Source organism: Microvirga arabica (assembly GCF_016811235.1).
GTDB lineage: Bacteria > Pseudomonadota > Alphaproteobacteria > Rhizobiales > Beijerinckiaceae > Microvirga > Microvirga arabica.
The window spans coordinates 18,705-29,729 of sequence record NZ_JAFBID010000079.1; the positions used below are offsets into that span (position 1 = coordinate 18,705).

The window sequence follows — 11,025 nt, forward strand, 5'->3', positions numbered from 1 at the left end:
CTTAGTCCCAAAAGTGCAAATCCACTTTTGGGGCCGATGCTCTAAGCCGCGCTTGACGAAGAGGGTGTTTGGCATCAGCTAAACGGCGGCAGCCCGGAGCTGTCGTCGTGGGTTGCAGCATGTCCTTCATCTCGTCTCCTGAGACCGATCCCGCATCCGAGATCCCCGCAGGTCCCGCCCCGCGCCACCGCACGGTGGGCGTGCGCGTCGGCTCCGTCATGGTCGGCGGCGGCGCTCCGATCGTGGTCCAGTCCATGACCAACACGGATACGGCGGATGTGGATGCCACCGTCGCCCAGGTGGCGGCGCTGGCCCGGGCGGGCTCGGAGATCGTGCGCATCACGGTGGACCGCGACGAGGCTGCAGCCGCCGTGCCGAAGATCCGCGAGCGGCTCGACCGGCTCGGCGTGGACGTGCCCCTGGTGGGCGACTTCCACTATATCGGCCACCAGCTGCTGGCCGATCACCCGGCCTGCGCCGAGGCACTCGCCAAGTACCGCATCAACCCCGGCAATGTGGGCTTCAAGGAGAAGAAGGACCGGCAGTTCGGCGCGATCGTCGAGCAGGCGATCCGGCACGGCAAGGCGGTGCGCATCGGCGCCAACTGGGGCTCCCTCGACCAGGAGCTGCTCACCCACCTGATGAACGAGAACGCGGCCTCGGCCAACCCGCGCGACATGCGCTGGGTCACCCGCGAGGCGATGATCCAGTCGGCCCTGCTGTCGGCCGCTCGCGCGGAGGAGATCGGTCTCGGACGCGATCGGATCATCCTCTCGGCCAAGGTCTCGGCCGTCCAGGACCTGATCGCCGTCTACCAGGATCTTGCCCGCCGCTCCGATTACGCTATCCATCTCGGCCTCACCGAGGCCGGCATGGGCTCGAAGGGCATCGTGGCCTCCTCGGCCGCCATCGGCATCCTGCTCCAGCAGGGCATCGGTGACACGATCCGCTTCTCCCTGACGCCAGAGCCCGGCGGCGACCGGACGCTCGAGGTCAAGACGGCCCAGGAGCTGCTCCAGACCATGGGGTTCCGCACCTTCGTGCCTCTGGTAGCCGCCTGCCCAGGCTGCGGGCGCACCACCTCGTCGGTCTTCCAGGAGCTGGCGCGCGACATCCAGACCTGGATCTCCACCTCGATGCCGGAATGGCGCCGCACCCATCCGGGCGTCGAGAACCTGAACGTGGCCGTGATGGGCTGCATCGTGAACGGGCCGGGCGAATCGAAGCACGCCCATATCGGCATCTCGCTTCCCGGCACCGGCGAGCAGCCGGCGGCTCCGGTCTTCATCGACGGCAAAAAGGCCATGACCCTGCGCGGCCCGACGCTTGCCCAGGACTTCCAGAAGATCGTCATCGACTACATCGACAAAAATTACGGCCAGCCCGGTCGCGATGCCGCGGAATGAGGCGATAAGCTGGACCGTGGAACCCTGAGAGAAATTCCGTTTTAAGCTCGGGCGCGATGTGCTAGAAGCCTGCCGCGCCGGCAATGACGGCCGCCGCGCTCTTTAAGCAGGGCGCCCTTCGTCGATTGCAAGATGACTTGAACAAGGGCCGTCCGCGGACACATCCGCAAAGAAAAACACCCATGGCAGAACAGCACGCTGTCGCCCCCGGACATGCGGATTCCGCAGTCCCAGAGGCGACCCTTCCGGAAAGCCACCACAAGGCGAGCTTCTGGACCCTGACCCTTGGCGCCATCGGCGTCGTCTATGGGGATATCGGCACCAGCCCTCTCTACGCCATGCGCGAGACGGTGGCAGCCGCCACCGGAGGGCATCATGGCGTTCCGGTGGACCTGACCCGCGAGCTCGTGATCAGCATCCTGTCGCTGCTGCTCTGGGCCCTGATCCTCACGGTCACGGCAAAATATGTCATCCTGTTGCTGCGGGCCGACAACAAGGGCGAGGGTGGCTCCCTGACGCTCGTCGCCCTGACGCAGCTCGCCCTCGGTCGCCGAAGCCTGCCCGTGCTCGTGATGGGCATGGCCGGAGCAGCTCTGTTCTATGGCGACGCCGCGATCACGCCGGCCATCTCCGTGCTCTCCGCTCTGGAAGGCCTGAAGCTCGTCGCCCCCTCCTTCGAGAGCTATGTTCTGCCGGGCGCCCTGGCGATCATCATTGCACTTTTTGCAGCCCAGAGCCGCGGCACTGGAAAGGTGGCGGCCTTCTTCGGCCCGCTCACGCTCCTGTGGTTCGTGACCATGGCCGGCCTTGGCCTCCTGCATATTGCCGACGACTGGGAGGTCCTGCTCTCGTTCAACCCGTATTACGGCGTGTCCTTCCTGGTCACCCATCCGGGAACCGCCTTCGCCATTCTCGGAAGCGTCTGTCTTGCGGTGACCGGAGCGGAGGCGCTCTATGCGGATCTCGGCCATTTCGGCCGCAAGCCGATCCGCATGGCCTGGGGAACGGTGGTCTTTCCGGCCCTCGCCCTGAACTATCTTGGCCAGGGCGCCCTCGTCCTGTCGAATCCCGAGACCATCGCGAACCCGTTCTTCCTGCTGGCGCCTCCGTGGCTGCTCCTGCCGCTCGTGATCCTGGCCACCCTGGCCACCATCGTGGCGAGCCAGGCCGTGATCACCGGCGCCTTCTCCCTGACCCGGCAGGCGGTTCAGCTCGGCATCCTGCCGCGCCTCGAGGTTCGCTTCACGTCCGAGACCCACCAGGGGCAGATCTATCTGCCGCGCGTGAACTGGCTGCTGCTCGCCGCCGTCGTGACTCTCGTAATCCTGTTCGGGTCGTCGAGCAGCCTTGCCAGCGCCTACGGCATTGCGGTGTTCGGCACCATGGTGGTCACGACGCTGCTCGCCTGCATCGTGATGAGCCGGAGCTGGGGCTGGGGTCCGGTGAAGACCGGGCTGGTGATGATCCCCCTCCTGCTCATCGACCTCACGTTCCTGTCCTCGAACCTCGTGAAGCTCCTGGACGGCGGCTACGTGCCCCTGCTGATCGCCGGCACGTTCTTCGTGGTCATGTTCACCTGGGTGAAGGGAACCCGGATCCTGTTCGAGAAGACCCGCAAGATCGACGTGCCTTTCGTCGAGCTGGTGCAGATGCTGGAGAAGAGCCCGCCGCACCGGGTGAAGGGCACCGCGGTGTTCCTGACGAGCGATCCGGACACCGCGCCCGCCGCGCTCCTGCACAACCTCAAGCACAACAAGGTGCTGCACGAGAAGAACGTGATTCTCACGGTCAACAGCGCCGACATCCCGCGCGTGGAGGACGAGGACCGCGTCTCCATCGAGCATGTGGGCGACTCGTTCTGGCGCATCCGCCTGAGCTACGGCTACATGGAAACGCCCAACATCCCGCGTGGGCTGGCGATCCTGCGCAAGCAGGGCTTCAAGTTCGACATCATGGCGACGTCGTTCTTCCTGTCGCGGCGCTCGATCCGGCCGGCGAGCCAGTCGGGCATGCCGCTCTGGCAGGACAAGCTGTTCATCGGCCTTGCGAAATCGGCCAGCGACGCCACGGACTTCTTCCAGATCCCCACGGGCCGCGTGGTGGAGGTCGGCACGCAGGTGACGGTGTAGGCATCGGACCCAAAAGTGGATTTGCACTTTTGGGTCCGATGCCCTTTCTTGAGTGAGCGCATCGTTCGATGCGCGATCCTGTTGCCCTCGTGGCGGCGCGATGTCACCTTCGAGCCGCCATGACCGACATCACCCTGATCCGCCCGAGCCTTGACTGGCTGCCCGCTTACGAAGACGCCCTTGCCCGCGGCTGGTCGCCAAACACGGACCATGACGTGAGCCGCGAGCAGCTTCGGCAACTGCGCCGCAATCCCGAGCGCTTCCTGCACGACCTCTACAACAGCCCGATGATCCGCCTGGCCGACGGGCGGGAGGTTGCGCGCCTGCCCGCGCACGACTTCTGGATCAGCGACGGCGCATTCTGCGGCCGGATCGGATTCCGCTTCCAGCGCGGCACGGAAGAGCTGCCGCCCACCGCCTACGGCCATATCGGCTACACCATCGTGCCGTGGAAGCAGCGGCGCGGCTATGCCACCCAGGCCCTGCGCATGATCCTGCCCGTCTGCCGTGAGGAAGGGTTTTCGCGGGTCCTGATCACCTGCGACGACGACAACGAGGCCTCGCGCAAGGTGATCCTCGCCAATGGCGGCGTGCCTGACGGCACGGTCCCGCACAAGGCCCGCCCCGGACACGTGAAGCTCCAGTTCTGGGTGCCGACGGACGCGGGCGCCGATACGACCGTGTCCCTTGCGGGGTGAGGTCTGCCGGTGATCTAACGAAACCTTGTCGATCCCCCTGGAGCATCGCATGACGAAGCCGGTTCTCGAACCTCTGAGCACCTACCGTTCCTATCCGCCTGAGGAGATGGTGGATCGCACCCGCGCCTTCTACGAAACCATTCGCCGGCGACGCACCGTGCGGGATTTCTCTGACAAGGCTGTACCGAGGGATGTGATCGAGTATGCGCTTTTAGCCGCTGGCACCGCGCCGTCCGGCGCCAATCTCCAGCCCTGGCACTTCACCGTGATCACCGGCCCGGAGGCCAAGCGGCGCATCCGCGAGGAGGCGGAGGTCGAGGAGCGCGACTTCTACAACGGCCGCGCGCCGCAGGAATGGCTCGATGCCCTCGCGCCCCTCGGCACGGACGAGCACAAGGCGTTTCTGGAAACCGCCCCGGTGCTGATCGCCATCTTCGGGCAGCGGTCGAGCGAAGGACCGGGCGGGCGCCGGATCAAGAACTACTACGTGCCGGAATCGGTGGGCATCGCCACGGGCTTTCTGATCACGGCCCTGCACGAGGCGGGCCTCGTCACGCTGACGCACACGCCGAGCCCCATGGGCTTTCTCAACGAGATCTGCGGCAGGCCGGACACGGAGAAGCCCTACATTCTCTTGGTGGTGGGCTACCCGGCCGAGGATTGCCGGGTTCCGGTTCACGGCGGCATCAAGAAGCCGCTGGAGACAATCGCCTCCTGGATCTGAGGCAGGTTAGACCTGCCGCTCGACCACGAACCGCACCGCCTCGCGCAGGGTGTCGGCCTCCGGGCCGAACCGGTCGAGGGAGGCGTGCGCCTTCTCCACAAGATCCCGGCACTCGCGGCGGGCGCCGTCCATGCCGAGGAGATCCACGAGGGTGGCCTTGCCCTTCTCCTGGTCCTTGCCCGTGCGCTTGCCGAGCGCTTCCGCCGAGGCTTCGCGGTCGAGGATGTCGTCCGCCACCTGGAAGGCGGCGCCTAGGGCCCGTCCATAGTCGAGCAGGCTCCGGCGCACCGAACCATCGGCCTTGCCGAGAATCGCCCCCGCCTCCACCGCGAAGGTGAGGATGGCGCCGGTCTTCATCATCTGGAGCAGGCGCACATCCGCCTCTCCCAGCTCCGCCAGCCCGTAGCGGCCTTCCGCCGAGAGGTCGAGGAGTTGGCCGCCTACCATGCCGCCGAGACCCGAGGCGCGGGCGAGGCCGAGCACGAGGTCGGAGCGAACGGCCGGATCAGCCGCGGTGGCGGGCTCTGCGAGAACCTCGAAGGCCAGGGTCTGGAGGGCATCGCCCACGAGGATGGCGGTGGCCTCGTCATAGGCCTTGTGCACCGTGGGACGGCCCCGGCGCAGGTCGTCGTCGTCCATGGAGGGCAGGTCGTCGTGCACCAGCGAATAGCAGTGCAGGAGCTCGACCGCGCAGCCGGCCCTTAAGGCCCCCTGCCCTCCCACGCCGAGAAGCCGCGCCGCCTCGATGGTCAGGAACGGGCGCAGGCGCTTGCCGCCCCCGAGGACCGCATGACGCATGGCGGCCATGAGCCGGGGCGGCCGGGCAATCTCGCCGGGAGCGGCTTTGTCTGATAGCAAGGCTTCGAGACTGGCTTCGACAGCTCTCGCGGCCTCGGAGAGCCGCGTCGTGAAAGTAGGGGTAGATGGCATCATGATGAGCCTGGATTCGGGTGGGGCCGCCGCTCCGCCCGAGGGGAACGTGGGTGAACGATCGACGCCGAAATGGACGCTGCGGTCGGGACGGCCCGGGAAGCCGATGACGGCTGGGCGCCTCCTCCGCCGCATCGTCACGTTCGGCCTCGGTCTCGTTCTCTTATGGGTCGGCGCCGTCTTTTGGCTAGGGCTTTTGTACTGGGCCGTGCCGCCGGCCTCGACCCTCATGCTCGGCCGCTGGCTCACCTTGCAGCCCGTGGAGCGGAGCTTCGTCAGCCTGGACGAGATCGCGCCCAGCCTCCCGCTTGCCGTTCTGACCGCCGAGGACAGCCGGTTCTGCGAGCATAACGGCGTGGACTGGGACGCCCTCCGGGAGGTCGTCGAGGCGGCCGACGGGGATGGGCCGGCCCGCGGCGCCTCGACCATTCCCATGCAGGTGGCCAAGAACCTCTTCCTCTGGCCGAGCCGCTCCTACATTCGCAAGGGCCTGGAGATCCCGGTGGCGCTCTATCTCGACCTGGTCTGGTCCAAGCGCCGGATGATGGAGGTCTATCTCAACATCGCCGAATGGGGCGACGGCGTGTTCGGGGCGGAAGCTGCCGCTCAGACATACTTCCGAAAGTCGGCTAGGAACCTGAACGCCCGGGAGGCCGCCCTCCTGGCCCGCGCCCTGCCCAATCCCCTGGTCCGCAACCCGGCCCGGCCGAGGCCGGGGCACCGGGCGCTGGCCGGTCAGCTCCAGGTGCGGATGGTGAGGGCCGCGCCCTTCACCGATTGCCTGAAGTCCTGAGCCCCCTGCGGCAATGAAAAACAGGCCGAATGCGCCAGGGGGGCTGGATATTTGCTCCCAGACCTTGTATGAGGCGCAACCTCATCAAGTTTGAGATGTGAGCGTTCCCCGGTTGAGCGGGCGCTCCGCTTTTTTACCGGAGACGAGAAATGGCCGTTCCTAAGAGAAAAACGTCGCCCTCGCGGCGTGGCATGCGTCGCTCCGCCGATGCCTTGAAGGCCCCGACCTACATCGAGGACAAGGATTCCGGCGAGCTGCGCCGTCCTCACCACGTTGACCTGAAGACCGGCATGTACCGTGGCCGTCAGGTCCTGAAGGTGAAGGCTGACGCGTAATCTTCACGCGGCATGCGAGTATCAAAAGCCGGCGCCTTGAGCGCCGGTTTTTTTATGCCCGCAATCCCCAAGGCTCCTGATTTTCCAACGCATTTTACCCTTCATTAAGCCTGAAGGCGGATCCTGCTCCCTTGTTCTCCAGGACCGGCCCGACCTGCGACCCATGCGTCGCCATCCTGGATCTGTGCGTATGTCCAAGGGTGAGCGTGATGGCAGCGAAGCGGCAAGGCCCGATGGGATTGTTCAAGGGAGCTTCCCGGCTGCCGCGTAAGAGTCAGGCTGCCGTCTCCCGCCCATCCATTGCCGGCGTGCTCTATGCCTGGGACATGGTGACGGACACCCTAACCTGGGGTCCCGGCGCGGCCGAGGCTCTTGGGCTCTCATCGAGGGACCTGCCGAAGACCGGTCAGGCCTTCGCCCAGCTGATCGAGCCGGGCTGTGGCCTCGCCCGCCAGGACGCCATCGCGGCGGCAGAGCCCCCTCACCGCGCCTACGAAACCCGCTATGCCCTGCGGCTTGAGCCCGACCGGGTCGTCATGATCGAAGATGCCGGCCGCTGGCACCCGGATGTGCAGGGCCGACCCGCCTTCGCGCGGGGCCAGCTGCGCGTCGACCCCGCCTCCGGCGCCCGGGATCTTCTGCCTGCCCGGCTGAAGGAGCGCTCGGCGCTTCTGTGCGGCATTCAGGACGCCATCAACGAGGCTGTGCGCGTCTCCCAGACCTGCACCCTGGTCGTCGGGGCGTTCGACGGGGACGAAGCGGACCAGATGGCGGAAATTGCCCGCCACGTTCGTCCAATGATGCGCCGCCACGATCTCTTCGCGGCGCTCGGGCCGAATCGCTTCGCTCTTGCTCTCACCTGTTGTGCGGCTGCGGACGTCGCAGGCGCCATGCACCGCCTGCACGGGCTTCTGCAGGATCATCCGGCCGGACCGTCGCTGCGCCTGGGCGCGGCCTGCGCGCCGGACCACACCTTCAAGGCCACCAAGCTGCTGCGCTTCGCGGAGCAGGCTCTGGCGGCCGCCACGGAGCGGAATGAGGCCTCGGCTCTCTACAAGCCCCGCTCCGCCAAGCCCACGCGCATCGCCGAGCAGACGCCGTTCGACTGGATTGCCGCCCTCAACGACCGCAGCCTGACCTTGGCCTGCCAGCCCATGGTGGATGCGCAGACCCGTGCGCCGATGCTGGCTCACGCCTGCGCCTCCGTGGCCGGAGCCGACGGGCGCATCACTCCCCTTGGCCCCGCACCCACATTGCAGGAGGCGAACGTTCCCCTGCTCGTCGACGGGCGCATGCTGGAACTGGCCGCCGATCACCTTGCCCGGAATCCGGATCAGCGCTTGGCGCTGCCGGTTTCATCCAGGACCCTTCAGGACGCCGAATGGCTGCCGATGCTGGCCGCGCATCTCGGCGCCCGTCCGGGCATCGAGGCGCGGCTTGTGCTCGAAATTCCTGAGATCGCCCTCGTGCAGTGCCGGCGCAATCTCGGCCGGCTCCATGCCATGAAGGCCCTCGGCATCGGCATCGCGCTCACAGGCTATGGAGCAGGCCACGTGCCGCCGGCCCATCTGCGGGTGCTGCCGATCGATCTCCTCAAGATCGACGGCGTGTTCATCCAGCCGCTCAAGCGCTCCACGGACGACCGGCTCCATGTGCGCACCCTGGTCGACCGGGCTCAGCATATGGGCATCGCCATTGCGGCCGAATGGGTCGACGACGAGGCGACCGCCCGGCTGCTCGCCGCCTGGGGCGTGGACTACCTGCAGGGCGGGCTGTTCGGGGAGCCCGAGACTGTGGTGCAGCCGTCGCCGCTGCAGCAGATGCTGAAGAAGGCGCGGGGCTAGCGCATCGGCCTATTTGCTCGCCAGCTTGTCGAGCTTGGCCTGCATGTCGGCCATCTGCTGCTTCAAGGTATTGAGCTCGTCGGACCCCTCGCCCTTGGGAGCAGGCTTCGTCTCGGGTGCGCCCCCGTTCGCCTGCGGGAAGGGCGAGAACATGCGCATGGCCTCGCTGAAGAAGCCCATGTTCTTGCGCACCTGCTCCTCCATGGCCTGGAAGGCGGAAGGGCCGAAGGCCTGCGCCATCTGCTCCCGGAGCTTCTGCTGCTCCTGGGACAGGTTGTTCATGGAGAATTCGAGATAGCTCGGCACCAGGGCCTGCATGCTGTCGCCGTAGAAGCGGATCAGCTGGCGCAGCACCGTGACGGGCAGGAGGTTCGGCCCTTCCTTGTTCTCCTGCTCGAAGATGATCTGGGCCAGGACCGACCGGGTGATCTCCTCGCCGGACTTCGCGTCATAGACCACGAAATCCTCGCCCTTGCGCACCATGCCGGCCAGATCTTCCAGCGTCACGTAGGTGGAGGTGCCCGTGTGATAGAGGCGGCGGTTGGCATACTTCTTGATGACCGTCGGTTGTTTGTCCGTCGCCATGTTGTCCCGATACGCTCCTGGGAAATCCACCGGGCCCGGCACCCTTCAGGATGTCGGCCTTCCTTGATTATAGGCCTTATAACAGAGGTGCAAAGCGCCAAAAGTCTAAGGCTTCTTGAGACCGGGTCGAACGATCCTATCCTTGACATCCCACCCTCTGGGGCTTTCATCGAGCAAGCACTACATTCAGTCCAGCACCACACGGATCAGCACAGGAGAGAGGCATGGCCCAAGAGAGCATCGTCATCGTCGGAGCGGCGCGCACCCCCGTCGGCTCGTTCAACGGGGCCTTCGCCAACACCCCGGCCCATGACCTCGGCGCCATCGCCATCAAGGCGGCCCTCGAGCGCGCCAAGGTCGACGGCTCGGACGTGGACGAGGTGATCCTCGGGCAGATCCTCACGGCCGCCCAGGGCCAGAACCCGGCCCGCCAGGCTGCCATGGCGGCCGGCGTGCCGCAGGAAAAGACCGCCTGGGCGCTCAACCAGCTCTGCGGCTCGGGCCTTCGCTCGGTTGCCATCGGCATGCAGCAGATCGCCAATGGCGACGCCGGCATCATCGTGGCCGGCGGTCAGGAATCCATGTCGCTCGCCCCCCACGCGGCCTATATGCGCTCCGGCGCCAAGATGGGCGACTTCAAGCTCGTGGACACCATGATGAAGGACGGCCTGACCGACGCCTTCCACGGCTATCCTATGGGCAACACCGCCGAGAACGTGGCCCAGCGCTGGCAGCTGACCCGCGAGGATCAGGACCAGTTCGCCCTCAGTTCGCAGAACAAGGCCGAGGCGGCGCAGAAGGAAGGCCGCTTCAAGGACGAGATCGCTCCCGTGACCGTGTCGTCCCGCAAGGGCGACACCGTGGTGGATCAGGACGAGTACATCCGCGCTGGAACGACCATCGATGCGCTCGCCAAGCTCCGCCCCGCCTTCTCGAAGGACGGCACGGTGACGGCCGGCAATGCCTCGGGCATCAATGACGGCGCCGCCGCCGTGGTGCTGATGACGGAAGCAGAAGCCCAGAAGCGCGGCCTCACCCCGCTCGCCCGCATCGCCTCCTGGGCGACCGCCGGCGTCGACCCGGCCATCATGGGCACGGGCCCGATTCCTGCCTCGCGCAAGGCCCTGGAGAAGGCCGGCTGGAAGGTGCAGGATCTCGAACTCGTCGAAGCCAACGAGGCGTTTGCCGCGCAGGCGCTCGCAGTCAACAAGGACATGGGCTGGGATCCGTCCATCGTGAACGTGAACGGCGGCGCCATCGCCATCGGCCATCCCATCGGCGCATCGGGCGCCCGCGTGCTCGTGACCCTGCTGCACGAGATGGGTCGCCGCAATGCGAAGAAGGGTCTTGCCACCCTGTGCATCGGCGGCGGCATGGGCGTTGCCATGTGCCTTGAGAGATAAGAAGCTTCGTAAGGGAAATTACGGAGCTTCACCCTTCCACGTTCTGCCACATATCGTAAGCTATGTTGTGAGACGGTCTGAATCGGCCGTCTCACAACGAATGGATCCTTGAGAGATCCGCAGAACGGTCCTGGGAAGGAAACAGCATGGCGCGCGTTGCATTGGTCACCGGCGGCAC

The 11,025-nt window shown here is 66.3% G+C and carries 10 protein-coding genes; 8 read left to right on the forward strand and 2 right to left on the reverse strand.

From position 1 onward, the window contains the following. The first annotated feature begins 119 nt into the window (after positions 1-119). From ispG to JQC81_RS26495, 4 genes are all read left to right on the forward strand, one after another. Positions 120-1,406 (forward strand): flavodoxin-dependent (E)-4-hydroxy-3-methylbut-2-enyl-diphosphate synthase, encoded by a 1,287-nt coding sequence (ispG, locus tag JQC81_RS26480; RefSeq protein ID WP_203274790.1) that lies wholly within the window; start codon positions 120-122, stop codon positions 1,404-1,406. A gap of 182 nt (positions 1,407-1,588) precedes the next feature. Next, on the forward strand, positions 1,589-3,535 hold the full coding sequence (locus JQC81_RS26485; protein ID WP_203274791.1) for a potassium transporter Kup: 1,947 nt from the start codon (positions 1,589-1,591) through the stop codon (positions 3,533-3,535). A gap of 68 nt (positions 3,536-3,603) precedes the next feature. Further along, on the forward strand, positions 3,604-4,233 hold the full coding sequence (locus JQC81_RS26490; protein ID WP_246520679.1) for a GNAT family N-acetyltransferase: 630 nt from the start codon (positions 3,604-3,606) through the stop codon (positions 4,231-4,233). 49 nt (positions 4,234-4,282) lie between these two features. Then, positions 4,283-4,957: a nitroreductase family protein gene (locus tag JQC81_RS26495; protein ID WP_203274792.1), complete on the forward strand. Its 675-nt coding sequence runs from the start codon at positions 4,283-4,285 to the stop codon at positions 4,955-4,957. A 6-nt stretch (positions 4,958-4,963) separates the two neighbouring features. Here the strand turns inward: JQC81_RS26495 and JQC81_RS26500 are convergent, their stop codons facing one another. Further along, positions 4,964-5,890 carry a polyprenyl synthetase family protein gene (locus tag JQC81_RS26500; RefSeq protein WP_203274793.1) on the reverse strand — a complete coding sequence of 309 codons (927 nt, stop codon included), beginning with the start codon at positions 5,888-5,890 and terminating at the stop codon, positions 4,964-4,966. Here JQC81_RS26500 and mtgA point away from each other — a divergent pair. The 3 genes from mtgA to JQC81_RS26515 all read left to right on the forward strand — a co-directional run bounded on the left by mtgA (position 5,889) and on the right by JQC81_RS26515 (position 8,859). Further along, the gene (gene mtgA / locus JQC81_RS26505) at positions 5,889-6,680 is read left to right on the forward strand and encodes a monofunctional biosynthetic peptidoglycan transglycosylase (RefSeq protein WP_246520680.1); all 792 of its coding nucleotides are present in this window, start codon (positions 5,889-5,891) and stop codon (positions 6,678-6,680) included. The genes JQC81_RS26500 and mtgA overlap by 2 nt on opposite strands. A 149-nt stretch (positions 6,681-6,829) precedes the next feature. Further along, positions 6,830-7,015, forward strand: coding sequence for a 50S ribosomal protein L32 (gene rpmF, locus JQC81_RS26510; protein WP_036358586.1), 186 nt, complete (start codon positions 6,830-6,832; stop codon positions 7,013-7,015). A 209-nt stretch (positions 7,016-7,224) separates the two neighbouring features. Beyond that, on the forward strand, positions 7,225-8,859 hold the full coding sequence (locus JQC81_RS26515) for an EAL domain-containing protein (protein WP_203274794.1): 1,635 nt from the start codon (positions 7,225-7,227) through the stop codon (positions 8,857-8,859). Positions 8,860-8,868: 9 nt separating this feature from the next. Here the strand turns inward: JQC81_RS26515 and phaR are convergent, their stop codons facing one another. After that, entirely contained in the window at positions 8,869-9,444 is a 576-nt protein-coding gene (gene phaR, locus JQC81_RS26520; protein WP_203274795.1) for a polyhydroxyalkanoate synthesis repressor PhaR, read from the reverse strand. Between the two features lie 224 nt (positions 9,445-9,668). On the opposite strand from phaR, the gene JQC81_RS26525 reads away from it, so the two are divergent. Then, positions 9,669-10,847, forward strand: a complete 1,179-nt coding sequence (locus JQC81_RS26525; protein WP_203274796.1) for an acetyl-CoA C-acetyltransferase — start codon at positions 9,669-9,671, stop codon at positions 10,845-10,847. Positions 10,848-11,025: the final 178 nt, after the last annotated feature.

Bases quoted from the DNA above. Each gene is read 5' to 3' on its own strand.
- ispG (WP_203274790.1), top strand. From the start codon at position 120: ATGTCCTTCATCTCGTCTCCTGAGACCGATCCCGCATCCGAGATCCCC.
- JQC81_RS26485 (WP_203274791.1), top strand. From the start codon at position 1,589: ATGGCAGAACAGCACGCTGTCGCCCCCGGACATGCGGATTCCGCAGTC.
- JQC81_RS26490 (WP_246520679.1), top strand. From the start codon at position 3,604: ATGCGCGATCCTGTTGCCCTCGTGGCGGCGCGATGTCACCTTCGAGCC.
- JQC81_RS26495 (WP_203274792.1), top strand. From the start codon at position 4,283: ATGACGAAGCCGGTTCTCGAACCTCTGAGCACCTACCGTTCCTATCCG.
- mtgA (WP_246520680.1), top strand. From the start codon at position 5,889: ATGATGAGCCTGGATTCGGGTGGGGCCGCCGCTCCGCCCGAGGGGAAC.
- JQC81_RS26500 (WP_203274793.1), bottom strand. From the start codon at position 5,890: ATGATGCCATCTACCCCTACTTTCACGACGCGGCTCTCCGAGGCCGCG.
- rpmF (WP_036358586.1), top strand. From the start codon at position 6,830: ATGGCCGTTCCTAAGAGAAAAACGTCGCCCTCGCGGCGTGGCATGCGT.
- JQC81_RS26515 (WP_203274794.1), top strand. From the start codon at position 7,225: ATGGCAGCGAAGCGGCAAGGCCCGATGGGATTGTTCAAGGGAGCTTCC.
- phaR (WP_203274795.1), bottom strand. From the start codon at position 9,444: ATGGCGACGGACAAACAACCGACGGTCATCAAGAAGTATGCCAACCGC.
- JQC81_RS26525 (WP_203274796.1), top strand. From the start codon at position 9,669: ATGGCCCAAGAGAGCATCGTCATCGTCGGAGCGGCGCGCACCCCCGTC.